Annotated in this window: 21 protein-coding genes; 11 read left to right on the forward strand and 10 right to left on the reverse strand. The window is 71.4% G+C overall.

Annotated elements, in window-relative coordinates; translation table 11 throughout:
- Positions 1–81 precede the first annotated feature (81 nt).
- The 3 genes from VGK78_RS06710 (at position 82) to VGK78_RS06720 (ending at position 3,192) form a co-directional block, all read left to right on the forward strand.
- Positions 82–1,221, forward strand: coding sequence for a ferredoxin reductase (locus VGK78_RS06710; RefSeq protein ID WP_331526764.1), 1,140 nt, complete (start codon positions 82–84; stop codon positions 1,219–1,221).
- 65 nt (positions 1,222–1,286) lie between these two features.
- The gene (locus tag VGK78_RS06715) at positions 1,287–2,525 is read left to right on the forward strand and encodes an acyl-CoA desaturase (protein WP_331526765.1); all 1,239 of its coding nucleotides are present in this window, start codon (positions 1,287–1,289) and stop codon (positions 2,523–2,525) included.
- A 184-nt stretch (positions 2,526–2,709) separates the two neighbouring features.
- Positions 2,710–3,192, forward strand: a complete 483-nt coding sequence (locus VGK78_RS06720) for a hypothetical protein (RefSeq protein ID WP_331526766.1) — start codon at positions 2,710–2,712, stop codon at positions 3,190–3,192.
- Positions 3,193–3,274: 82 nt separating this feature from the next.
- On the opposite strand, the gene VGK78_RS06725 is transcribed toward VGK78_RS06720, so the two are convergent.
- Together VGK78_RS06725 and VGK78_RS06730 are read right to left on the reverse strand one after the other, a co-directional pair.
- Positions 3,275–4,666: an amidase family protein gene (locus VGK78_RS06725; protein ID WP_331526767.1), complete on the reverse strand. Its 1,392-nt coding sequence runs from the start codon at positions 4,664–4,666 to the stop codon at positions 3,275–3,277.
- Between the two features lie 66 nt (positions 4,667–4,732).
- Complete coding sequence (locus VGK78_RS06730) at positions 4,733–6,046, reverse strand: aminoglycoside phosphotransferase family protein (protein ID WP_331526768.1); 1,314 nt, start codon at positions 6,044–6,046, stop codon at positions 4,733–4,735.
- A 210-nt stretch (positions 6,047–6,256) separates the two neighbouring features.
- On the opposite strand from VGK78_RS06730, the gene VGK78_RS06735 reads away from it, so the two are divergent.
- Genes VGK78_RS06735 through VGK78_RS06750 form a run of 4 tightly spaced genes read left to right on the forward strand, consistent with a single transcriptional unit; the run spans position 6,257 to position 10,107 of the window.
- Entirely contained in the window at positions 6,257–7,594 is a 1,338-nt protein-coding gene (locus VGK78_RS06735; protein WP_331526770.1) for a 2-oxo acid dehydrogenase subunit E2, read from the forward strand.
- A gap of 20 nt (positions 7,595–7,614) precedes the next feature.
- Positions 7,615–8,736 (forward strand): zinc-binding dehydrogenase, encoded by a 1,122-nt coding sequence (locus tag VGK78_RS06740; RefSeq protein WP_331526772.1) that lies wholly within the window; start codon positions 7,615–7,617, stop codon positions 8,734–8,736.
- Positions 8,733–9,584, forward strand: a complete 852-nt coding sequence (locus VGK78_RS06745; protein ID WP_331526773.1) for an NYN domain-containing protein — start codon at positions 8,733–8,735, stop codon at positions 9,582–9,584. Before VGK78_RS06740 ends, VGK78_RS06745 begins: the two co-directional genes overlap by 4 nt.
- 28 nt (positions 9,585–9,612) lie before the next feature.
- Positions 9,613–10,107, forward strand: a complete 495-nt coding sequence (locus tag VGK78_RS06750; protein WP_331526774.1) for a VOC family protein — start codon at positions 9,613–9,615, stop codon at positions 10,105–10,107.
- A gap of 113 nt (positions 10,108–10,220) precedes the next feature.
- Here the strand turns inward: VGK78_RS06750 and VGK78_RS06755 are convergent, their stop codons facing one another.
- The 3 genes from VGK78_RS06755 to VGK78_RS06765 are packed head-to-tail and all read right to left on the reverse strand — an operon-like array spanning position 10,221 to position 12,013.
- Positions 10,221–10,610 (reverse strand): hypothetical protein, encoded by a 390-nt coding sequence (locus tag VGK78_RS06755; RefSeq protein ID WP_331526775.1) that lies wholly within the window; start codon positions 10,608–10,610, stop codon positions 10,221–10,223.
- Positions 10,607–10,963: a hypothetical protein gene (locus tag VGK78_RS06760; RefSeq protein WP_331526776.1), complete on the reverse strand. Its 357-nt coding sequence runs from the start codon at positions 10,961–10,963 to the stop codon at positions 10,607–10,609. Before VGK78_RS06760 ends, VGK78_RS06755 begins: the two co-directional genes overlap by 4 nt.
- A 24-nt stretch (positions 10,964–10,987) precedes the next feature.
- Positions 10,988–12,013 (reverse strand): sigma-70 family RNA polymerase sigma factor, encoded by a 1,026-nt coding sequence (locus tag VGK78_RS06765; RefSeq protein ID WP_331526777.1) that lies wholly within the window; start codon positions 12,011–12,013, stop codon positions 10,988–10,990.
- A 178-nt stretch (positions 12,014–12,191) separates the two neighbouring features.
- Here VGK78_RS06765 and VGK78_RS06770 point away from each other — a divergent pair, with 178 nt between their 5' ends.
- The 3 genes from VGK78_RS06770 (at position 12,192) to VGK78_RS06780 (ending at position 17,653) form a co-directional block, all read left to right on the forward strand.
- On the forward strand, positions 12,192–13,613 hold the full coding sequence (locus tag VGK78_RS06770; protein ID WP_331526778.1) for a DHA2 family efflux MFS transporter permease subunit: 1,422 nt from the start codon (positions 12,192–12,194) through the stop codon (positions 13,611–13,613).
- Between the two features lie 111 nt (positions 13,614–13,724).
- Positions 13,725–14,618: an intradiol ring-cleavage dioxygenase gene (locus VGK78_RS06775; RefSeq protein ID WP_331526780.1), complete on the forward strand. Its 894-nt coding sequence runs from the start codon at positions 13,725–13,727 to the stop codon at positions 14,616–14,618.
- 113 nt (positions 14,619–14,731) lie between these two features.
- A complete protein-coding gene (locus VGK78_RS06780) occupies positions 14,732–17,653 on the forward strand; it encodes a hypothetical protein (RefSeq protein WP_331526781.1) in 2,922 nt (973 codons plus the stop codon).
- 74 nt (positions 17,654–17,727) lie between these two features.
- On the opposite strand, the gene VGK78_RS06785 is transcribed toward VGK78_RS06780, so the two are convergent.
- The 4 genes from VGK78_RS06785 to VGK78_RS06800 all read right to left on the reverse strand — a co-directional run bounded on the left by VGK78_RS06785 (position 17,728) and on the right by VGK78_RS06800 (position 22,682).
- The gene (locus tag VGK78_RS06785; RefSeq protein ID WP_331526783.1) at positions 17,728–18,432 is read right to left on the reverse strand and encodes a hypothetical protein; all 705 of its coding nucleotides are present in this window, start codon (positions 18,430–18,432) and stop codon (positions 17,728–17,730) included.
- A gap of 84 nt (positions 18,433–18,516) precedes the next feature.
- On the reverse strand, positions 18,517–19,554 hold the full coding sequence (locus VGK78_RS06790; RefSeq protein ID WP_331526784.1) for a hypothetical protein: 1,038 nt from the start codon (positions 19,552–19,554) through the stop codon (positions 18,517–18,519).
- A gap of 105 nt (positions 19,555–19,659) precedes the next feature.
- Complete coding sequence (locus VGK78_RS06795; RefSeq protein WP_331526786.1) at positions 19,660–21,798, reverse strand: DEAD/DEAH box helicase; 2,139 nt, start codon at positions 21,796–21,798, stop codon at positions 19,660–19,662.
- A gap of 257 nt (positions 21,799–22,055) precedes the next feature.
- Positions 22,056–22,682 carry a TetR/AcrR family transcriptional regulator gene (locus VGK78_RS06800; RefSeq protein WP_331526788.1) on the reverse strand — a complete coding sequence of 209 codons (627 nt, stop codon included), beginning with the start codon at positions 22,680–22,682 and terminating at the stop codon, positions 22,056–22,058.
- Between the two features lie 157 nt (positions 22,683–22,839).
- On the opposite strand from VGK78_RS06800, the gene VGK78_RS06805 reads away from it, so the two are divergent.
- A complete protein-coding gene (locus VGK78_RS06805; RefSeq protein WP_331526789.1) occupies positions 22,840–23,493 on the forward strand; it encodes a hypothetical protein in 654 nt (217 codons plus the stop codon).
- 2 nt (positions 23,494–23,495) lie between these two features.
- Here VGK78_RS06805 and VGK78_RS06810 read toward each other — a convergent pair whose 3' ends face one another.
- A complete protein-coding gene (locus tag VGK78_RS06810) occupies positions 23,496–24,014 on the reverse strand; it encodes a pyridoxamine 5'-phosphate oxidase family protein (RefSeq protein ID WP_331526790.1) in 519 nt (172 codons plus the stop codon).
- Positions 24,015–24,032 lie beyond the last annotated feature (18 nt).

Below are 24,032 nucleotides of genomic sequence, written 5' to 3' on the forward strand. Positions count from 1 at the left end.
TTCGCAGTGAACAAAAAGGTGGCGACCGATTCACGTGTGTCGGTCAGGAACGCATCCGGATCGGACGACATGCTGGACGGTATGAGCACGGCAGTCGCGCCCAGCACCCGTTGGCGCGCCCGTGCCCGGATGATCGCCGAGGCGGCCACCACGCCGCTGGTGCCCGGCGACTTCCTCGACCTGTTCGCCCCGCTGCGGTCCGGCGCCGAGCTGCGCGGCCGAGTCGTGTCGGTGCACCCCGAGACCGCCGACGCCGCGACGCTGGTGATCCGGCCGGGCGCGGACTGGGGCGGCCACGTCCCGGGGCAGTACGTCCGGATCGGGGTGGACGTGGACGGCGTCCGCTGCTGGCGGGCCTACTCGCTCACCCACGGCCCCCGCACCGACGGCCGCATCTCGATCACGGTCAAGGCCGTGCCGGACGGTCACGTCAGCCCCTACCTGGTCCGGCACACCAAGCCCGGCACGCTGCTGCATCTCGAGCAGGCGGCAGGCGAGTTCGTGCTGCCGACCCCGTCGTCCGTCGAGTCCCGCGAGACCACGAAGCTGCTGTTCATCACGGCCGGGTCGGGCATCACCCCGGTGATCGGGATGCTGCGCAACCTCTACCCGTCGACCGACAGCGGCGTGCTCCGCCCGGCCCGCTCCGCGGCGTACGACATCGTGGTGCTGCACGTCGCCCCCAGCGAGCCGGACTCGATCTTCACCGCCGACCTGCGCCGCCTCGAGGCCTCCGGGGCGATCCGCCTGGTGGCAAGGTACGACGACCAGCACGGCGTCCTCGACCTCGCCGACCTCGACGCGCTGGTGCCCGACCTCGGCGAGCGGACGACGTTCGCGTGCGGCCCCGGCGGGTTGCTGGACGCGATCGTGGCGCACCACGAGGAGCGCGGGCTGCCGCTGTTCACCGAGCAGTTCAAGGTGTCGACGGTGGTGGCCGGCGAGGGCGGCTCGGTGACGTTCGAGAGGGCCGGGAGGACCGTCGAGTGCGACGGCGGCCGGCCGATCCTCGAGCAGGCGGAGGAGGCGGGGGTGCTGATGCCGAGCGGTTGCCGGATGGGCATCTGCTACACCTGCGTGCTGCCGCTCCGGGAAGGCGCGGTGCGCGACCTGCGCACCGGCGACCTCACCACCGCGATCGCCGGGGAGACGCCCGCGGGGGGCGTTCCGATCCAGACCTGCATCAACGCGGCCGCCGGGCCGTGCCAGATCGACCACTGACCACGTTGCACAACCCGCGCTGCGGGGTACGGACCACTACTCGGGGCACTTGAGGAGGTAGACGGATGACCACCATCCAGAAGAAGGCGACCATCGGTCAGGCGAACCCCATCGCCCATCTGAGTCCCGAGGACATCGAGCTGATCGGCAAGGAGCTCGACGCCATACGTGCCTCCGTGATCGACACCCGGGGCGAGCGCGATGCGCGCTACATCCGACGCGTGATCAAGACGCAGCGGTCGCTGGAGCTCGGCAGCCGCGTCGTACTCCTGGCGTCGCTGTTCCCGCCCGCCTGGCTGGTCGGCACCGCGGGCCTCGCGGTCTCCAAGATCCTGGAGAACATGGAGATCGGGCACAACGTCCTGCACGGCCAGTGGGACTGGATGCGCGACCCGAAGATCCACTCGACGACGTGGGACTGGGACCACATCACCCCGCCCGACCAGTGGCAGCACAGCCACAACGAGCTCCACCACACCTACACGAACGTCGTCGGCAAGGACAACGACCTCGGCTACGGGATCATGCGCGTCGACGAGGACCAGCCGTGGCACCCGATGCACCTCGGGCAGCCGTTGTGGAACTTCCTCAACGCCCTCTTCTTCGAGTACGGCATCGCGGCCTACGACCTCGAGCTGCGCGGCGAGCTCCGGAAGGGCAAGAGGCACACCGAGAAGTTCAAGAACGACGCCAAGGCCGTGCTGCGCAAGCTCCGCAAGCAGGTCGCCAAGGACTACGTGGTCCACCCGCTGCTCTCGGGCCCGTCGTTCCTGCCGACGATGCTGGCCAACTTCACCGCCAACACCATCCGCAACCTGTGGTCGCACTCGGTGATCATGTGCGGCCACTTCCCCGAGGGCGTCGAGACCTTCGAGACCCGCTCGATCGAGGGCGAGACCAAGCCGCAGTGGTACCTGCGGCAGATGCTCGGCTCGGCCAACATCTCCGGCTCGAAGCTGATGCACATCATGACCGGCAACCTGTCGCACCAGATCGAGCACCACCTGTTCCCGGACCTTCCGTCCAACCGCTACGGCGAGATCGCGCCGAAGGTGAAGGCCCTCTTCGAGCGCTACGACCTCGCCTACTGCGCCCGCCCGCTGCCGCTGCAGGTCTACTCCGCGTGGCACAAGGTGATCCGGTTGTCCCTGCCCAACGGCTGGCTCGACACGACGAACGCGCGGAACCTGCCGGTCCAGCTCAAGCGGCTCTACGAGATGACCACCGGCAGCCCGAAGGTCCGCCGTGCCCTCCAGGCGCGGCTGGTCCAGGAGCAACGGCGGGCTCTCGCTCCTGCGGCGTAGCGGTCGGATCACCCGCCCAGGCGGGTAATCCCGAGCCTCGTGTGGGTCGCGACCCCCCACGAAGCCGACGAATCGCCCACGAAGCTGGACAGGGGTGCGGATGTTCGAGTCGGTCGAGGCGTCCGCGTAGGATGTCGCCCGCGCGCTGCCGGGCGACGACCTCGTCCCGGGGCCGGACGTGGTGATGGATCGCGCGTTCGACCTGCCGGCGAGACCCGAGAACGTCTGGCCGTGGTTCGTCCAGCTCGGCAAGAAGCGGGCCGGGTGGTACCTCCCGACGAATGTCGAACGGCTCATCCCGCCGTCGCGGCGCGCCCTGCGCAGGATCGACCCCTCGCTCCAGGTGCTCCGCGTCGGCTCGGTGATCCCGGACTGGGGCGGGCGGCACGAGACCTTCGAGGTCGTGCACGTCGATCCGCCGCGTGCCCTGGTGCTGACCACCCAGCGCGGACGCACGTTCGGCTCCTGGGCGATCGTGCTCGCGGCGTACGACGCACCCGATGGTCCGGTGACCCACGTGCAGCTCCGCCTCCGCCTCACGCCGGTCAAGCACCGTCGCCTGGCCGGCACCCTCGGTGAGGGCTTCGACGCCCTCACTGTGGGCGGGCTCGCCGCCGGGTTACGAGAGCGGGTGACCGCGCCGTCGCCGGGAGGGACCGGGAGCTAACTGGCATACAAACCGGACCTGCGAAGCTCTCGTGAGTCCGGTCTGTATGCCAGTTAGTGGAAGACCGCGCCCCCCGACGTGGTCAGACCCACTCCGGAAAGGTCGGCTCCGGCAACGGGCCGGTGCTCGCGTCGCGACCGGACTCCAGGGCATGCCCCAGCTGCAGCAGGGTCGACTCGTGGCCACGAGCGGCCCAGACCGAGACAGCGACCGGCAACCCGCGAGCCAGCTCCACCGGGACGGTCAGGATGGGAGCACCCGCGAGCGCGCTGGAGCTCGTCGCCGAACCGCCCGCGTAGACGTCCCCGTTGACCAGGTCGATCGGCGTCGCCGGCGCCATGGCCGGTGCCAGCAACGCGTCCACCTCGTGCTCGCCCAGCGTGCGGTCGAGCTCGGCCAGACCGGCCGCCGTACAGGCGTCGACCGCCTCGAGGTACGCCGTGGAGGCGACGCCCTCCGTCTCCTCGGCACGCTCGAGGAAGCTCTGGCCGAACCACGGCAGCTCCTGCTCGGCGTGCTCCCGGTTGAAGGCGATCACGTCGGCGAGCGTGCGCACCTCCGCGTCGCGGGTGGCGAGGTACTTCGCCAGCCCGACCTTCAGCTCGACGAGGAGCAGGGTGAGCTCCATGTCCTCGTCGAGGTCCTTCAACGCCGGCAGCGCGAGGTCGTCGACGACGACCGCGCCGGCCTTCGACAGCAGCTCCAGCGCCCGCTCGGAGGCGGCGTCGGCCGCTGCGCTGTACCCCCACAGGTCACGCGGTACGCCGATCCGCCGGTCGCGCACGCTGCGCTCCAGGTCGTCGAGGGTGCTGGTCCCCGCCATCGCGTCGAGCAGAGCCGCGACGTCGGCGACGGTCCGGGCCATCGGGCCGGGCGAGTCCTGGCTCCACGAGATCGGCACCACGCCCTCTGTCGGCACCAGCCCCACGGTGGGCTTGAGCCCGATCACCCCACAGGCGGCCGCGGGGGCCGTGATCGAGCCGTCCGTCTCGGTCCCGACGGCGAAGGCGGCCAACCCGGCTGCGACGGCCGCGCCGCTGCCGGAGCTGGAGCCCCAGGCGGTGCGGTTCAGGGCATAGGGGTTGCGGGTGAGACCGCCGTGGGCGCTCCAGCCGGACGTCGAATGCGGGTCCCGGATGTTCGCCCACTCGCTGAGGTTGGTCTTGCCGACGACCACCATCCCGGCCTCGCGGAGCCGGCGTACCAGCGTGGCGTCCCGCATCGGCGGCTCGTCGGCGAGCGCCAGCGACCCGGCGGTCGAGGCCAGTCCGGTGGTGTCGATGTTGTCCTTCACCAGCACCGCGCGCCCGTGCAGCGGCGACCGGCTGCGCCCGGCGGCCGTCTCGCGGTCGAGCCCCTCGGCCTCCGCCAGGGCGTGCGGGTTGACCGCGTTGACCGACCGGATCTTCGGGTCGAGCTCCTCGATCAGCCCCAGCAGCCGGCGTACCTCGTCCTGTGCAGGTCCCGATGTCACGTCCGCGATCCTGGCAGTGCTTCCGAGGCCGCGCCAGCACGCACCTCGACCACCGGCGTACGACGGTCAGCCGCGCCTCGGGAACCTGGCCGGCAGCTTGCGGAGGGAGCGGGCGACGACACCGCGCATCTCCCAGTACGACGCGTCCTCCTGTGCACGGTAGATCTGCTCGTAGGTCACCAGCTGGTAGATCGTGTCGACGTGCTCGGCCAGCTCGAGGGCGCGGCCGATGTCGGCGTCGGGGTACGCCGTGCGCCAGACCGCGGCGTACGCCTCGCGGACGGCGTCGCGCTGCTCCTCGGGCAGCCTCCCGGTGAGGTGGGCGAGGTCGAGGAACGGGTGGGAGACGGCCGCGTCGCTCCAGTCGTAGAGCACGATCGAGTCGCCGTCGTGGGCCACGTTGCCGGGATGCAGGTCACCGTGCACCAGGGTCTCGGGAAGACCCAGCGAGGCGAGCTCCTCGACCACGGCGTGGACGTCGTCGCGCATGCCCCGGGCGGACGCGAGCTCCTCGCGAGAGAGCTCGTCGAGCTCGACGCTGCTGACCAGGATCTCGTCGAACCCGTGCAGCGTCTCGCTCAGTCCGCGCACCGGCACCCCGGCCGCCTCGATCTCGTCGAGGTGGTCGAGCGAGCGCAGCTGCAGGGTGGCGGCGATCCGGGCCGCCGCGACCCCGAGGCCGGCGGACGGCTCGTCCTCGTCGTCGTCGTCCGCTGCTGCGCCGGGCATCTCCTCGAGGAGCAGCCAGGCCCGGTCGTCGTCGCCGGCGACCAGGGTCGGTGCGTGCTCGGGCAGCATCTCGGCGACCAGGCGGGTCAGCGCCGGCTCCGCGTGGAAGTGGCGGCACGACGCCTTGAACCACACGGATGACGGGTCGCTCGGGACCCTGAGCACCGCCGAGAGGCTCCACGCCTTCACCGGCACCGTCTCTCCGGCGCGCGACTTCCCGCTCGCGGCGAGCCGGGCGTCGATCCAGGCGTCGACCTCGTCGTACCACCCGGCGCTGAACCACGCCGGCCGTCGTGCCGGCGTCTCGGTGAGCCCGCCCTCGACCAGTGCGGCCTCCCGCAGCGCCGCCAGGACCGCCGGGTCGGCCTCCGCGACGTCGTCCAGTGCCGTCCAGGTCCCGTCGACGGCCCCACCCGCCGAGCTGCCCGGCCGCGAGGCGAAGACGCTGAGCAGCGTGGTCGGTTCCGAGCCGACCATGACCTGCGGCATCACCAGGACGGCGCCCGGGTCACCGGCTGTCCGGGCGCGGCGTTCGAGGCCGATCCAGGGATGCTCCTCGTCGTACGACGGCAGCCGGGACGCCTCGTCGGTCAGCACGCGCCCGTCGCGCAGCAGCACGCAGACCTGGCGGACTGGGTCGGTCTCGGACATGGGCTCCCCTCTGGCGCGGAGAATTCTGCCGCGGTGGACGCGATTCTGGGCGCGACACGTTGTTCCCCTAGTCCATTTGGTGCCTGGTGGGGGGTCGCGGGGTGGGTTACGGTGCCCTCGTCGATGAGGTCCCGGGACCTCATTGGGGGGCAGCCGGATCGGTTGTCTCGTAACGAGTCCTTGGGGGGACACGTGGCGCGGGTGTTGCGCATGCCGGAGGTCGCTGACGACCCGACGTCTGCCACGCTCACTGCCTGGCTGGTGGGCGAGTCCGGCGACTTCGTCGGTGCCCAGAGCATCGCGACCGTCGAGACGGACAGCTCCCTGCTGAGCATCGAGGTGGCCGAGCCCGGCGTGCTGATCAAGTCGCTGGTCGAGCCTGGAGACGCGGTGGCGCCCGGCAGCCCGCTGGCCGTGCTCGGTGCCCCGGGCGAGGTGATCGAGGACGTCGAGCAGCTGATGGTCCAGCTCGGCCTGGCCGTGGCACCCGATGCGCAGGACACCTCCGTCCATCTGCGGACCGTGTCGTCGGACGACCCGCTCTATGCCACCACCTGGCCGCCCCATGAGTCCGCGCCGCACAACGGGCTGAACGCCGGACTCGACTCCGCGCTTGACCCCGAGCTGGAGACCCAGCTGGACCTGGAGACCCAGCTGGACGCGGAGCTCGACCCCGAACTGGAGCCGGACCTGGACGTCGGGCCGGAAGCAGAGCCCGCCACCGACCTGGATCCCGGACTCGAGCCGGACCCGGCCACCGGACTCGACACCGGACTCGACACCGGACTCGACACCGTGCCCGACACCGTGCCCGACACCGTGCCCGACACAGCCGAGGCGCTCGTGGAGGCGGCCTCGGTGGAGCCGCTCGACGAGCCCGTCGTCGTACGCCGGGTCGTGGGCTGGGCGGACGCGGTCGCGGAGGCCGTCGTGGACGCGGTGCTCGTCTCCGAGCCGAGAGCGGCCGACGGCGCCGGAACGGTGCGCCGGGTGCAGCTGCGCGAGGTGGTCCGGGCCGACGAGCTGCTCGCGATCGTCTCCAAGCTCGACTCGGTCTCGCTGATCGCGCTCATGGTCAAGGCGGTGGCGGTGACCAGCCGCCGGGTCCCGCTGCGAGCGGACAGGTCGCCGATCGCCGACGTGGCCGTGCAGCGGTGGACCAGGCGCGGCACGGTCGCCCCGGTGGTGCACGTCGCCAACCTGATGACCGTCAGCTCGCTGACCACGACGCTGGCCGACCTCGACGCGCGCGCTCGCCAGGGACGGCTGGCGGCGAACGAGCTGGAGCCCGCCTCCGTGACCGTGGTCGACCTCGGCACCGAGGGCGTGGAGGAGGGCTACCTCGACGCAACCCCGCTCCATCCGGTCGTGCTCACGGTCGGCTCGGTGGTCGTGCGGCCGGTGGTGGAGGGTGGCCGGCTGGTGCCCGGCCGGGTGATGACCATCTCCCTGTCCTGCGACGCCCAGCGCATCCGCTCCGCCGTCGCGGCCCGGTGGCTGGCACACCTGGCCGGACTCCTCGAGGAGCCGCTCCGGTTCCTCACCTGACGGGCCCTAGGGTCTGACCCATGACCCAGGCACTGGTGGCCACCGGTCCCGGCGAGCTCGGGGTGCAGGACGTGACCTTGCGTCCGCTGGGCGACGTCCGGGTCCGGATCGCCGGCGTCGGCGTCTGCCACTCGGACCTGTCGATGGCCAACGGCACCCTGCGACCGTCGTACCCGCAGGTCCTCGGCCACGAGGCGTCCGGCATCGTCACCGAGGTCGGCACCGACTCCACGTCGACAGGCGTGCACCTCGGGCAGCACGTGGTGCTGAACTGGGCCGTCCCGTGCGGCACCTGCTGGCACTGCGGTCACGGAGAGCCGTGGCTGTGCTCGACGATCGAGGGCGTGACGGGGGCCCCGGGCGGGACGCTGGCCGACGGCTCGACCTTCGAAGCATGCCTGGGGCTGGGCGCGATGGCGGAGGAGGTCGTCGTCCGTGCCGACGCCGTCGTACCGCTGCCCGACGACGTCCCCCTGGCTGAGTCGGCACTGCTCGGATGCGCGATCCTCACCGGCGTCGGCGCCGCCCGGAACGCCGCCCAGGTACAGCCCGGCGACTCGGTGCTGGTGATCGGACTCGGCGGTGTCGGCCTCTCGGCCGTGGCCGGAGCTCGGCTGGCCGGCGCGGATCGGATCATCGCCGTGGACGTGGCCGGCTCGAAGGAGGCGCTGGCCCTCGACGCCGGTGCGACGGACTTCCTGGTCGCCTCGCCCGACCTCGCCAAGCAGGTCAGGGCGCTCACCGGCGGCCGCGGCGCCGACCAGGCGCTGGAGTGCGTCGGGTCGGCGGCCACGATCCGGCAGGCCTGGACCGCCGTACGCCGTGGCGGAACCTGCGTGGTCGTCGGGGTCGGGCCGAGGGACCAGCAGGTCACCTTCAACCCGCTCGAGCTGTTCCACTTCTCGCGGACGCTGGTCAGCAGCATCTACGGCAACAGCGACGCCCGCCGCGACATCGAGGGCCTCCTTCCGTACGTCGCCGACGGCAGCCTCGACCTCGCGTCCACGATCACCGACCGGATCACCCTGGCCGACGTACCGGCCGCCTTCGAGCGGATGCAGCGCGGCGAGGGTGGCCGCGCCCTGGTGGCCTTTCCCGATCCCGATGCCGATGTCGACAGCGATCGCGAGGAGCTGGGATGAGTGACGCGCGGGTCGCGGTGCTGATCGACTGCGACAACATCAGCCACCAGTGGACGGGCGCGATCCTCGGGGAGGTCGCCAAGCACGGGACGCTCGGCATCAAGCGCGGCTACGGCGACTGGGCCAGCGAGCACCTCAAGAACTGGCGCCCCGAGCTCGCGACGTACGCCATCCAGCCGGTGCAGCAGTTCGCCTACACGGTCGGCAAGAACTCCACCGACTTCGCGCTCGTGATCGACGCGATGGACCTGCTGTACTCCGGAACCGTCGACGCGTTCTGCATCGTCTCCAGCGACAGCGACTTCACCCGGCTGGCGATGCGGCTGCGCGAGTCCGGCAAGCGCGTGTACGGCATCGGCGCGCGGAAGACGCCCGAGGCGTTCCAGAACGCCTGCGACCAGTTCACCTACGTCGAGGTCCTGGTGGGTGAGGACACGTCGGGGAGCGACCGACCGGTGTCCAAGGCGGCCGCGGCGAAGGCGACCGCCAAGAAGGCCGCGAAGAAGGCGGCCAAGGTTGCAACGCCGGCCAAGACCGCGACCCCCTCGGCGAGCAGGAGCCAGGCGCAGCAGCTGACCGACCTGCTGCTGCGGGCCGTGGAGGCCAACGCCAAGGACGACGGCTGGGCCGCGCTGTCCGCCGTCGGGTCGTACGTCGTGAACACCAACCCGACGTTCGACTCGCGCAACTACGGCTACTCCAAGCTGAGCACCCTGGTCGCCGACCTGCCGCGGCTCGAGGTCAAGGAAGTGCCGTCGGGCAGCGACGGGCTCTCGGTGCTCTACGTCCGGGAGGCGGCGCGGCCGCGTCGGCGCTCCCCTGGCGCGCACGCGAGCACCACTGGATGATGGTGCGACCAGCGAGGGGAGGATCGAGATGACGATCGACCTGGAGGCGATCAACGCCGAGCGCGACCGGATCAGGGCCGACTACCTGCAGGAGCCCGGAGCCCGGCCAGCGAGCAGCGCGCAGGGGCTGCACCACTTCGCGCTGATCTGCTCGGACGTCCGGGCGACCATCGACTTCTACCAGGGGCTGCTCGAGTTCCCGCTCACCGAGATCTTCGAGAACCGCGACTACGCCGGCTCCAACCACTTCTTCTTCGACATCGGGAACGGCAACCTGCTGGCGTTCTTCGACCTCCCCGGCCTCGACCTCGGGCCGTACGCCGAGGTGCTGGGCGGGCTGCACCACCTCGCCATCTCGGTCAGCCAGGAGAAGTGGGACCACCTGCGCGGGAAGCTGGACGCGGCCGGGGTCGAGTACCTGGTCGAGAGCGAGAAGTCGATCTACTTCCGCGACCCCGACGGCGCCCGCCTCGAGCTCCTCGCCGATCCCCTGGGGGAGATGTACGGCACCCAGGTGCTGTAGTCACGGGGCCGGCGGTTTCCCCGGTACACCGGGGAAGGCTGACGTTCTGGGGGGAAATTTCGCCCGAGAACGTCATGGATCCCCGGTCCACCGGGGAAACCGCCGGCGCCGCCTCAGCCAGGCGAGGAAGAACGGCCGAGGCTCCAGAGCCACCAGAGGCCGATGAACGGCAGCACCAGGGGGACGAAGCCGTAGCCGTTGCCGTAGTCCGACCAGACGCTGGCCCGGTCGATGTCGGAGGGGTGGCTGAGGGTGCCGATCACGAGCACCCCGGTCAGCTCGACGCAGATCGTCACCAGGGCGACCCGGCGTCGGTCGGTGGCCAGCGCCCAGGTGGCCACGATGTAGACGAGGCCGGAGAAGAGCGACAGCGAGTAGGCGACCGGCGCCTTCGAGGCCTGGGTCGCCAGCTGCACGAGCGCCCGGGCGGTCGCGGCGAGCGCGAACACGCCGTACACGAAGACCAGGATCCGGCCGAAGCCGGTCCGCGTGGAGGCGCTCACCGGGCGCCCCACAGCTGGTGCAGCCGCAGGAAGAGCACCGGTACGACGATCACCGCGACGAGCAGGACCCCGGTGCCGGCCCGGGTGCGCTCACCGACCGACCACAAGAACGCCGCGGGCAGCACCACGAGAGAGGCGACCAGGTAGCCGACGTACGCCGCGACGTTCACGCCGCCGTGGTCGCCCGAGACCATCACCAGCCCGATCACCAGCTGCGCGACAAGCCCGATCTCGAGCAGCCCGAGCGCGCCGTAGAGGTAGTCGTCGGGTTCCAGGTCCCGCACGATCAGCACCACCAGCCAGATCGCGACCACCAACGCGACCACGCTGAGCACGATCTGCAGCGCGGTCACGCCGCGAGCCTAGAAGGCGGTCGTTCACTCCAGGATGCGGGGGAGCCCGAAGCTCCCCATCAGCCCGGCCTCGAAGCGGGTCAGCTCGGTGATCCGGTCTCCGGAGATGACCACCACCACCAGGCCGGTCGCCCGCCAGGTGTCGGTGGCCGGGTCGTGGGCGTAGATGCCGCTGGCGGGGCAGCCGTTCGCTCGGGTGTGGACCAGCCGCAGCCGGCGATGGCGGGGATGCACGACGGCGGTGAAGAAGCCGATGGCGGCGTCGCGCCCGTGGTACTCGAACGGCAGCGGCGGCATCTTCAGCCAGACGTCCTCGCTCAGGATCGCGACCAGCTTGTCGACGTCGTGGGTGGTGAACGCGTCGACGTACGCCTCGATCATCCGCCGCTCCTCGGCCGACCCCGGCTCGGGCGCCGGGGCCTGGTGACGGCGCTCGACGAGTGTCGGGTCGGCGTCGACCGCGGCCCGCGCCCGCTTCAGGGCGCTGGTCACCGACTCGACCGTTGTCTCGAGGATCTCTGCGACCTCGGCGGCCCGATAGCCCAGCACGTCGCGCAGGATCAGCACCGCCCGCTGCCGCGGGGGCAGCAGCTGCAGCGCCGTGACGAACGCCAGCGACGTCGCCTCCCGCTGCTCGACGACGGCCTCCGGCCCCGGCGTCGTGTCGGGCAGGTCGAGCAGGTCGTCGGGGTACGGCGTCAGCCACGGCACCTCGCCGTAGTCGGTCGGCTCGGGCGGCGTGAAGTCGTTGAAGCGCGGGGTCATCGCACCCTCCCGGCGGGCACCCGCGCGGACGGCGTCGAGGCTGCGGTTGGTCGCGATGCGGTAGAGCCAGGTGCGCACCGACGACCGTTCCTCGAAGCCGCCGAGCCCGCGCCAGGCCGACAGCAAGGTCTCCTGCAGGACGTCCTCCGCGTCCTGCAGCGAGCCCAGGATGCGGTAGCAGTGCACCTGCAGCTCGTGCCGGTACGGCGCGACCAGCTCGCCGAACGCGTCCTCGTCGCCCGCGCGCGCCCGCCCCAGCAGATCCGGCGGGAGGTCTGTGTCCATGTCTCCACCTTCGCAACTCCAAGACCCTCTCGCACCCCGCCGACAGGGGTGCTGAAGGTGTAGACGTCCCCAGGCCGCGGAACTGGGCGGTCCGGCGGCGCCCAGTTCCCGACGTGCCTCCCGTCTGCCCTTTCGTACGCCGGTGACACCCGGTCGCCGGCGGCAGAGAGGAAGTCTCATGTCACGGCTGACCGTCCTGCTCACCGCGGGCGCCTACTTGCTGGTGACCCTCGACGCGCTCGTCGTGGTCACCGCGCTGCCGTCGATCCACGCCGACCTCGGCGGCGGAGCCGGCAGCCTGCCCTGGATCATCAACGCCTACGCCCTCACCTTCGCCGCCGGCATCATCACCGCGGCCGCGCTCGGCGACCGGCTCGGCCGGAGACGCACGTACGCCGGAGGGCTGGTGCTGTTCAGCCTGGCCTCGGCCGCGTGCGCACTCGCGCCGAGCCTGGGCACGCTGATCACCTTCCGGGCCGTCCAGGGCCTCGGTGCCGCGGTCGTGATGCCGCTCGGGCTGACCCTGCTGACCTCGGCGTTCCCCGCCGAGCGTCGGGGCGCGGTCGTCGGCATCTGGGGCGGTGTCGCCGGGCTCGGTGTCGCGTCGGGGCCACTGGTCGGCGGTGCCGTCACCGAGGGACTGGACTGGCACTGGGTCTTCTGGGTGAACGTGCCCCTCGGTCTCGCTGCCGCGGTCGCGGTTTTGCGGGTGCTGCCCGAGACCTTCGGCCCGCGGACCCGGCTGGACCCGCTGGGCATGGTCACCGCGTCTGGCGCCATGGCGGCGCTCGTCTGGGGTGTCCTCCGCGCCCCGGAGGCCGGCTGGGGGTCGGCCGAAGTGCTGGTCGCGCTTGCCCTCGGGGTCGTCCTGCTGGCGTCCTTCCTCGGCTGGGAGTCGGTGGCACCCGCCCCGATGGTGCCGCTGTCGCTGTTCCGGTCGAGGATCTTCGCGGCGTCGTCGCTGACGTCGTTCCTGATGGCGGCCTCGATCTTCGCGACGGCCTACGTGACCAGCCAGTACTTCCAGATCTCGCGCGGCGACTCGCCGCTCGGCACCGGGTTGCGGTTCCTGCCGTGGACGATGACGCCGCTGCTCGTCGCGCCCGTCGCCGGCCGGCTGATCGACCGGGTCGGATCCCGGGCGCTGGCCGCGCCCGGTCTGGCGCTCCAGGCCGTCGGGTTCGTGTGGCTGCTGCACGAGGCGCACACGCACGCGTCGTACGGCGGGTTCGTCGCGCCGTTCGTGCTGGCCGGCGTCGGCATCTCGATGGCGCTGCCCGCGCCGTCCGCCTCCGGCCTCAACGCCGCGCCGCCGGCACTGCTCGGCCGCGCCGCCGGGGTCCTCAACACCCTTCAGCAGATCGGCCAGGCCGCCGGTGTTGCCGTGGTGACCGTGGTCTTCGACGCTCACGGGTCGCTGGCCACACCCGCCTCGACCCTCTCCGGGTACGAGCCGGCCCTCCTCACGGCTGCCGGCATCTCGGTCCTCGCCGCCCTGGCGGCCCTCGGCATCGCCCGCCACCGGCACACCGTGGCATCGCCGGCCGACGAGGCGTCGGCGCCGGTCGACGAGGTGCCGGAAGGCGCCGCTGCCGCCTGAGCCCCACCGGGTCGTCCGCCTGAGAGGAGCCCCTGGCTTCCCCTCAGGCGGCCGACCCCCTCGCGCCCCCGGGAACGTGGCATGGTGGCCGCGGCACGGGAAGGAGCCGGCATGGACGGCACTCCAGGCGAGATCTCCGCCGAGCAGCAGGAGCGCGAGGCCGCGCTGGTCGAGCGGGTCCTGGCGTCGTACGCCGACACCCCCGACCCCCGCACGAAGCAGCTGGTGGAGGCGCTGACCCGGCACCTGCACGCGTTCCTGCGCGAGACCCGGTTGACCGAGGAGGAGTGGAAGCGGGCGATCGACTTCCTCACCGCGGTCGGCCACATCACCGACGACCGGCGACAGGAGTTCATCCTGCTCTCCGACGTCCTCGGCGCGTCGATGCAGACGATCACCATCAACAACGAGGCCTACGCGAACGCCACCGAGGCCACGGTCTTCGGCCCCTTCTTCGTGCAGGGCTCCCCGGACATCGGGCCGGGCGGCGACGTCGCGCACGGTGCGCCGGGCGAGCCGTGCTGGGTCGAGGGCACGGTGACCGACACAGACGGAAAGCCGGTCGCCGGCGCGCGCCTCGAGGTCTGGGAGGCGGACTCCGCGGGCCGGTACGACGTGCAGTACGGCGACGAGCGGGTCGCCGGCCGCGGCCACCTCCACACCGACGACCAGGGCCGCTACTGCTTCTGGGCGGTGACCCCCACGCCGTACCCGATCCCAGACGACGGCCCCGTCGGCGAGCTCCTCCGTGCCACCGGCCGCTCCCCGATGCGCGCCTCGCACCTGCACCTGATGGTCGTGGCCGAGGGCTACCGGACCCTGGTCACCCACGTCTTCCCGCGTGGCGACGCCCACCTCGACTCCGACAGCGTCTTCGGCGTCCGCGACTCCCTGGTCGTCGACGTCCACCAGCAGATCCCCACGACGCCGACCCCGGACGGCCGGGAAATCGCCGGCCCGTGGGCGCGGATCGCGTTCGACCTGGTGCTCGCACCGGAACGTTGATCGCCTCCGAGCCCGGCGGATCCGGGCCTCCCCGGCCGTATCAGGGGTGAGGCGCCGGGGCTCCTCGTCCCAAGCACCGGCAGGGGATCGGTGCCCAAACGGGAGAAGCAACCATGATCCAAGAGCTCGACGTCGCCCGCGACGTCTACATCGACCGCGACACCGACGGGCAGGTGCTGCACCTGCGCCACCTCGGCTCGCCCTACGCCGTACCGGCCGCGACTCCGCAGCTGGCTGCGTCCCGCTACCTGCACAGCTTCGGCGACATCCTGGGCCTGACGCCGACGGCGCTGGCCACCCTGGCCGAGTCGCCCTCCACCACGCCCGTCGACGCTCCCGTGGAGCTGCGCTTCTCCGGCGAGAAGGCGCAGTTCGACACCACGACGGTCGCCTACCAGCAGACGGTCCTCGGCCTCCCGGTCTTCGAGGCGGGCGTCGCGGTCCAGCTGACCTCCGCGCCGTTCCGGGTCGTCAGCTCCCAGTCGACGCAGCACGAGGACGTGAACGTCGCCCAGCCCGACCCCAAGAAGGTCAAGCGTGCGCTCGCGCTGACCGGGCCACAGCTGTCCCAGGTCCTCGGCATCCCGGCGCAGGACGGCGGCGAGCGCCAGCCGGTACGCCGCTCGATCGCGATCGATCGCCGCACGCTGGTCGTCCACCGCTTCGACCCCCAGCACCGGCAACGTGACCCCGAGCGGGTCGTGATCACCGTGGCCGCCGAGGAGCTCACGGACTCCGACAGCAGCCAGCCGCGGCTCCCGCTGCCAGCCGTGCCGGACTCGATCCGGCCCGGCGAGCACCGGGTGTGCGCCAAGGTCGACTTCAGGCTCGCGATGCCCGGGTACGGCGCGCTCAACTGGACGGCGCTGATCGACGTCGACACCCTGACCGCGCTCTACGTCCGGCCCTTCGTCGACGACGTCACCGGTCTGGTCTTCGAGATCGACCCGTCCACCTCCGCCGGCCCTGCGGCGAGCGCCACCAGCACGGCGCTGAACCCCTACCGGGTCTCGAGGACCCTGCTCGGTCTCGGCGCGCCGGCCAACGGCGTCCAGGCCCTGTCGGGCGACACCGTCGCCCTGATCGACTCGGAGGAGCCGACCGTCGCGCCACCGACCAGGCCGGCGGGCAACAACTTCGACTACGACTCGCGCACCAACGAGTTCTCGGCGGTCAACGCCTACGTCCACTGCGACTGGTTCTTCCGGCTGCTCGACGGCATGGGGTTCACGCGCTCGGCGTACCTGCCGGGCACGACGTTCCCGACCTCGGTGGACTTCCGGGGCTTCACCGGTGGACCCAACACCGTCAACGCCCACTGCATCGGTACGTCGAGCGGCGCCGGCATCCTGCGGACGACGTTCCAGCTCGCGGACGGCGGCGACACCAGCCACCCGGTCGGCATCGCCGACGACCTGAGGGTGGTGCTGCACGAGCTCGGGGGCCACGGCGTGCTCTACAACCACGTGCACTCGCCCAACTTCGGCTTCGCGCACAGCGCCGGCGACAGCGTCGCGGCGATCCTCACCGACCCCGGGACCCAGGCCTCGGACCGGTTCCTGACGTTCCCGTGGATCTCCTCGGTGATCGCGCGGCGCCATGACCGCACGCCGGCCGCGGGCTGGGGCTGGGCGGGGAGCATCGCGCTCAATCCGTTCGGTTCGGGCGACGGCGGAGGCTACAACAACGAGCAGATCCTGTCGACCACGCTGTTCCGCCTGTACCGCTCGATCGGCGGCGACTCGACCGACGTGAACACGCAGCGGTTCGCGGCGCGGATGGCCGTCTACCTGATCATGCGCGCGATCGGCACCCTGACACCGTCCACCAACCCGGGCTCGGCGGTCGGCTTCGAGGCCGCCCTCGAGACGGCGGACGCCGGCGACTGGGTCAGCGAGAACATCACCGGGGGCGCCTACCGCAAGGTCATCCGCTGGGCGTTCGAGAAGCAGGGCATGTTCCAGCCCGCGGGCACGTCGACGCCGAACAACAACGTCGGCGCGCCGCCCGCGGTCGACGTGTACGTCGAGGACGGCCGGCACGGCGAGTACACCTACCAGCCGGTGTTCTGGGACAACCAGAGCATCTGGAACCGGCGGCACGCCGACGGCGGGACCACGCACGAGGACCCGATCACCAACCGCACCAACTACGCCTACGTGAAGATCAAGAACCGCGGCACCCAGACCGCGACCAACGTGGTCGTGAAGGCCTACCACGCCAACCCCGCGGCCGGCCTGTCCTACCCCAACGACTGGCTCCCGATGACGACCGCGCAGCTCGGCGCCGCCAACGTGCCGGCCAACAGCTCCGGGGAGATCGTGGTCGGACCGTTCGAGTGGACACCCCGCCACGTGGGGCACGAGTGCATGTTCATGATCGTCTCGGCGACCGGCGACGAGTCCAACGTCGACCACATCGCGGCCGGCGACTCCATCCCCGAGTGGCGGCTGGTGCCACACGACAACAACATCGGCCAGCGCAACGTCGCGCCCGTGCCCGGTGGTACGACGGGGCTCGTGGACGAGTTCTCCGACCTCACGTTCGAGGCGAAGAACCCGCTCACCACCGCCGGTGTGGTGACGCTCGAGCACACGCTGCCCGGCCTGCTGGTCCAGCGCGGCTGGAAGCTCCTGTTCACCAACCGTGGCGGGGACGCGTTCGAGCTCAAGCCCGGCGAGAGCCGCGAGGTCCACATGCGGCTCGTTCCTGGGCAGGAGTTCGGGCCGCAGGACGTCGAGGCGGCCGAGCAGCGGACGATCCAGGTGGCTGCCCGGGTCAACGGCATCCTGGTCGGCGGCATGTCCTACCAGCTCGACCCGACCATCACCCGGCCCAACCGCCCGGGGCAGGACGAGCCCGACCCCGGCACCGGCCACCCCGAGCACTCGGACGACTGCGGCTGCGAGGACGACCCGAAGGTCGACGGCCTCGCCGAGTCGCTGATCCGGGCCCTCGAGCGGCGGCAGCAGAAGGTGCGCGAGGTCGAGATCAAGAAGCTGATCGTCGAGATCGAGCTCGAGGACTGCGACTGACCCTCGCTCCGGCCAGGTCGTGTGCCCGGGGACGCGCTACGAAGCGTCCCCGGGCATATCACGGACCACTCGAGCTAGTCGCTCGAGGTGTGCCGCTTGTGGTGGTCCACGACGGTCGCCGAGGCGTCGAACTTCGGGTCTGCCACCAGGTACTGCGCGACGAGGCTGTCGTGGCGATGAGGCGTGGGCGGCACGGGGTCTGGGATCACCCGGCCCTCGGCGGCGTCCCAGACCCGGTCGGCCAGGGCCCACATCCGCCGTGAGGCGAGGCCGAGGAGGCCGGTGTGCGGCGTGCGCGGGTGGGGGCGGGTCGGGCCGTGCGTCTCGGCGTCGAACATCCGCCGCGCGAGTCCGTCGACGGTTCGCGGGTCGCCGTGCCGGATGAGCTCGGCGACCATGCGACGTTCGAGGCGGTTGTGCTCGTCGAGCAGCGACCGGACGTCCGCCCAGAGCTCGGGCCACTTGAGGTAGATCGCGTGCGCCTCGCCGTACAGCTTCCCCTTGACCCAGGCCAGGGTCAGCTCGAGCTCGCGGGCGGTGTGCAGGTAGTCGTGGCAGAGGCTCTCGCCGTCCGGCATCGACCGGCGCACCTCCGCGACCAGGACCGCCTCGACGGCGGCCAGGTGACGGCTCGTGGCGGCGAGGAAGGTGTCGGTGGCCGCGTAGTGGTCGCGCGGCCGCCGAGGGTTGTCGTGGGGCAGCAGCGCGTGTCGTAGCCGTTGGTCCAGCGACCGCTGTGTGGCGTCGACGGTCATCGTCAGCGTGTGTCCGTGCGTCATCGCACTCACCTCGGAGGGTTCTGCGTTCCAGTGTGACCCGGGCGCGAGCACGGCACAACGCGGTGGCGCGAATGCCCCGGGGGGCTACCTCGACAGCTCGGCCCGGAGTACGGCGGCCGCCCCGGCCATCGCGCGCATCTTGCCCTCCGCGCTGGCGCGGGGGAGGTACTTCATGCCGCAGTCGGTGGCGATGGTGACGTGGTCGGGAGCGATGTGGTCGAAAGCGCGACGTACTCGGCCGGCAACCGTCTCCACGGACTCCACCTCGTGGTCGGAGAGGTCGATGACGCCGAGGATGATCGTCTTCTCGCTGAGGTCCTCCAGGACGCCGAGGTCCAGACCCGACTGCGCGGTCTCGATCGAGATCTGGTCGGCGGTGCAGCCGGCCAGCTCGGGGAGGAAGGAGTAGCCCTCCGGCCTCTCGTGGATGATCGCGGCGTACCCGAAGCAGATGTGGACCGCCGTGGTGCCGGTGACCCCCTCGAGGGCCCGGTTGAGCGCGGCCAGTCCGTACTGGCGGGCCGGCTCGGGACGCGCCTGCATGTAGGGCTCGTCGATCTGGACGATGTCGGCGCCGGCGGAGTGCAGGTCCTTGATCTCCGCGTTGACCGCCGCGGCGTACGCCATCGCGGCCGACTCGGCGTCGGTGTAGAAGTCGTTCTGGGCCTGCTGCGACATGGTGAACGGGCCCGGCACGGTCATCTTGATCGTGTGGTCGGTGTTCTCGCGGAGGAAGGTCAGGTCCTCGACCTCGATCGGCCGGGGCCGTTCGATCGGGCCGACGATCCGCGGCACCGGGTTGGGATGGCCGCTGCGGTCGAGCGCCGTGCCCGGGTTGTCGATGTCGATGCCGTCGAGCGCGGTGGCGAAGTGGTTGGAGTACGACTCACGCCGCATCTCGCCGTCGGTGACGATGTCGAGCCCGGCCCGCTCCTGGGCTCGGATCGCCAGCAGGGTCGCGTCGTCCTGGGCCTGGTCGAGGTGCTCCGGGTCGACCCGCCACAGCTCCTTGGCCCGCACCCGCGGCGGGAACCGCCCGGCCAGCCTGGCCCGGTCGATCAGCCAGTCCGGCTGGGCGTAGCTGCCGACCAACGAGGTGGGCAGCAGGGGCAGGATGCTCACCCTCGGGACTCTAGGGGCTGGCGCACAAACTGGCCCACAGACGACTCTCCCGGCCCACCCATGGCGCCGTTTGTGGGCCAGTTTGTGAGAAGGCCCGGCTCCGCGTCAGTCGTCGGCAGCCTCGGTGAGCGCCTCGGTGAGGATCGCGGCCAGGGTCTCGACCTGGACGTCGGCGGTCGAGGTCGCCTCCTCGTCGGCACCGTCCAGGGCGCGCGCGGCGAGGCCGGCCTTGCTGTCGATCAGCTCGGCGATCTTGGCGTCGATCGTCTGGGCGGCGATGATCCGCCAGGCGGTCACCGGCTCGGTCTGGCCGATCCGGTGGACCCGGTCGATCGCCTGGGTCTGCTCGGCGTTCGTCCAGGACAGCTCGGCCAGGACGACGTTGGAGGCGACCTGCAGGTTGATCCCGACCCCGGCGGCCGTCAGGGAGCACACGATGACGTGGGTGTCGGGGTCGTTGACGAACGAGTCGATCGCCTCGTCGCGCGCCTTGCGCGTCTGGTCGCCACGGATCGACGTCGCCCCTACGCCGCGGCGGGCGAAGATCTCCTCGGCGGTGTCCATCACGTCGAGGTGCTTGGCGAAGAACACCACCTTGCCGGCGCTGCGGGCGAGCTGCACGGCGTAGTCGGTGGCGAGCTCGGCCTTGGCCTGACCGATCTTGCGGACCATCGTGAAGACGTTGTCGCCTGTCTTGGACTCCGACCCCTCGGCGATCTCGCGCTCGGCCACGCGGCGTACCAGCTCGTGGTCGATGCCGTCGACACCCACGATCGAGTAGCCGGTACGACGGTGCTCGAGCGCCGCCCGGTAGCGACCGACCAGCCGCTTGGCCAGCTGCTCCTCGGCCTCGCGGATCGAGCGGCCCATCGCACCCTCGAGCTCCACCGGCAGGTCGGCGATCCGGCGGGCCGGGATGTCGGCCGCGACGTCGACCTTGCGACGACGCACGATGCCGAGGTCGACGACCGACTGCCGCGCGGCCGGGTAGAACGCATGGTCGGCCGGCGTGAAGCCGGTCTCCTCGAGAGCGGCCATCAGCACGTTGCCGGGCCGCTTCTCGTCGATCCAGCCCAGCATCTGCCAGATCGCGCGGAAGTCGTCGATGTCGTTGATCAGCGGCGTCCCGGTGAGCGCCATCAGCAGCGGCCGCGCGACCCGCTGCCGGATGCGGTCGGAGACCTCCAGGACGTTCTGCGAACGCTGCGACTTCTTGTTCTTGATGTAGTGCGCCTCGTCGACGACCAGGCCCCGGAAGCCGTGCTCGCCCATCCAGCCGACGTGCCGGTCGAGCACCTCGTAGTTGACGACCACGATGTCGGCGAACCCGTCGACGTCGAGGCCGTCGCCGTGCACGACGGTGACCGAACGGCTCGGCGTCCACATCTTCGCCTCGCGCGCCCAGTTGGTCTTCACGACGTTCGGCACGATCGCCAGCAGCGGGAAGGCGTTCGCCGCCTGCGCGGCCAGCAGGGCCTGCGCGGTCTTGCCGAGGCCGGGCTCGTCGGCGAGGAGGAAGGTGCGGTGACCCTCGGCGACCGCGGCCAGCAGCCGCGCCTGGTGCGGCATCAGATCGAGGCCGTCCGGCAGCAGGATCGGCCGCGGCTCGGGGAGCGACATGCTCGCCGGTGCGCCCGGCGCGGCCTGCTCGAAGGAGTTCAGCAGCGGCTCGATCAGCTCCCACCCGGCGAGATAGCCGTGCACCTTCGGCGCGGTCTGGCTGAAGTCGGGAACCTGGAACGGGTTGGCCAGCTGCGCCTGGACGACGGACTGCGGCAGCGCGGTCCGGTCGCGCCCCACGAGGGGGTACGTCGGCTCCGGCTCCGGCTCGTCCTCCACCTCGATGCCCGCCTGCTGCTGCATCTCGCGCTCGAGCCGGCGCGTCGCGTCGGAGACCTCGGCGTCCTCCTGCAGCAGCGAGAACAGCGACGGCTCTCGGGTCGCGATCTGGGCGAGGATCGTGGCCAGTCCCTCGAGCCGCTTGAGCTGGGTGTCACGCTGCGCCGGTGTCAGCGACTCGTCGCTGCGGACGTTCGCCCGCTCGGCGCGCGCCAGCAGCGCGGCGGCCTGGAACCGTGCCCGCTGACCCGACGTCAGCTGCCGTCCGGCGACCGCGCGCTCGACCTCGCGCACCGCCATCGCGAGCACCGGGATGATGCCCTCGTTGTCGCGGTTCCGGACGCGGTTGCCGGACCGCTGACCTGTCCGGGTGCTCCCGGACCGGCGTCGACGCTGTGTGGCCAACCAGTCGCTCTCTTCCTCAAGCGCGAATCCCCGTCGCCGGCGAGCTGAGCCCGCCGCCGGCGTCCCGCCAACCTCGGCGGGGTCTGATCTCGACAGCCCGATCCGATCCCGGATCGGAACCCCTCGGCCCGTGTCGCGCCCTGACGGCGGACACCCGGCGCTGAGTGGGGACCAGATCGGTCGGCCACCCGCCGGTGCCGATGAGACAAGTGTACGAGGTCGGATGCGGTTTCGCTGCCTCGGCCGGGAAACCGCGGTCAACGCCGCCGCTTGCGTCCCCCCAGCAACAGCGTCGACAGCGAGTTCGCGATCCACGTCTCGGCCTCGTCGAAGCTCCATTCGTCGGGACCGGTCAGCTGGAGCCAGCTGGCGGGGGAGGTCATCATCGAGAACGCCGCGGCGGCTCGATCGGCCGTCATGTCCGGCGAGAGCGCACCCATCTCGGCCAGCCTGGCGGTCAGGCCGGTCACGCCTCTGCGATGACGCCGGAGCCCCTCCTCGTAGGTGGCGGCGACGTCCGGTTCGGAGGGTGCGGTGCTCACCAGGACCCGGACCAGGTCCCCGCAGCGCTCGTTCAGCCGGCGGGTGAGACGCACGCCCAGGGCGATCATCTGCTCCGGCCGGTCCTCGGCCTCGAGTGCGGCCGCGGCCTCACGCAGCCCGGCCTCCTCGTCGATCAGGTCGTTCAGGGCGAGCACGAGGGCGGCCTTGGAGCCCACGCTGGAGTAGATCGTCTGCACCGACACCCCGGCCTCGGCCGCGATCTGCTGGATCGAGGTGGCGGCGTACCCCTCCGCCGCGAAGAGCCGGCGCGCTGCGCGCAGGATCTCGTCCCGGGTGGCGAGGGCCGCGACCTCGCGCCGGTTCGGGCGTGGGGCAGGCATCGTTGACACCTCGCTAGATCGATGTTCTACTGAATAGAATTGTATTCAGATCAGAGAGTTCACGTTCTCTCGCCCTGAACCGGACTCTACTCAGGGGCACACCATGACCGCGGCGACCGCTGGAGAGGCGACCACGTCCCAGACAGGGAGCAGCAGCGTGGGAGGTCGGCTCGGCCGGATCTCCGGGGGCGGAGGTCTGCTCTTCGTCCTGCTGCTGGTGGTGGACAATGCGATCCGCGCCGGAGCGCCACACTTCGGGGCCTCCGGCGCCTCCGTGACGGCGTACGCCGAGGGCCACCGGACCGCGATGGTGGTGCCGATCGCGCTGTTTCCGCTGGGTCTGATCGGGCTCTTCGCGTTCACCGCCGGGGTGGTCTCGGCCACCCGTGCCGACCGGAACGCGCGCTGGTGGGCGCAGCTGGGAACGCTGTCCGTCGTGACCATCGCGGCCCTGTTCTCCGTCGTGAACCTGGTCGAGGCGGCGCTCGTCGCTGACCTTCATGACCTCGCTTCCGCGCCGGAGGTCGCCTCGGCGATGTGGGCGATGGACGGCGCCGCGTTCGGGCTCAACCTGGCCGCCATCGCGGTGGCTCTCCTGGGCCTGTCCCGCGCGGCCCGCGCGAACGGGCTCGTCCCCGCGTGGCTCGCCGGACTGGCACTGCCAGGCGCTGCCTGCCTGCTGGTGGCCTCGGTGTTCGCGGTGCCGATCGCCGAGGGAGCCGCCTGGCTGTTCGTCGGGCTCGCCGGGTTCCTGGTGTGGGCTCTGTTCGTGTTGATCACCGGCGTGGCCCTGGCCAGACGCCCGGTCTGACCTCAGCCGAAGCGCCAGCGGGTGGCGCCCGGCGGCTCGGCGCTCGCGACCCCGAACGCCGTGTGCACGGTGACGCGGTACAGGTTCCACGGCGGCGGTCCGCCGCTCGGTGCCGTGTACGGCGCGGTGAAGGCGTCGCCCTGCACCTCGCAGGGCCAGCCCGACTCGCGGTAGACCGCGGCCAGCCGCTCCAGGGTCTCGGCGTCGTGGACGCGGGAGGCGTCGCCCTCGAGGACGAGGTCCATCCCGCTCAGGGACACCGACGCGGTACAGGCCGGGTTGGCCTCGAGGTTGCGCGCCTTGCGGGTGCCCGGCCCCGCGACGACGTACAGGTCGCCGTCGACCCAGACGGCGCCCACGCCCGCGGCGTGCGGCCGACCGTCGGATCCGATGGTCCCGAGGAAGTACGAGCGGGCCTCGCCGCGCTCGGCGACGAGCAGGTCACGCACTCTGCTCCAGACGAGCGGCGTGTCTTGGTACTGGTCCAGGTTCGTGGTGTCGACGGGCTCGCGCTCAGGCATCGGTCCACCTCTTCGTGT

The sequence above is a fragment of the Nocardioides sp. genome, assembly GCF_036503465.1.
Lineage (GTDB): Bacteria > Actinomycetota > Actinomycetes > Propionibacteriales > Nocardioidaceae > Nocardioides.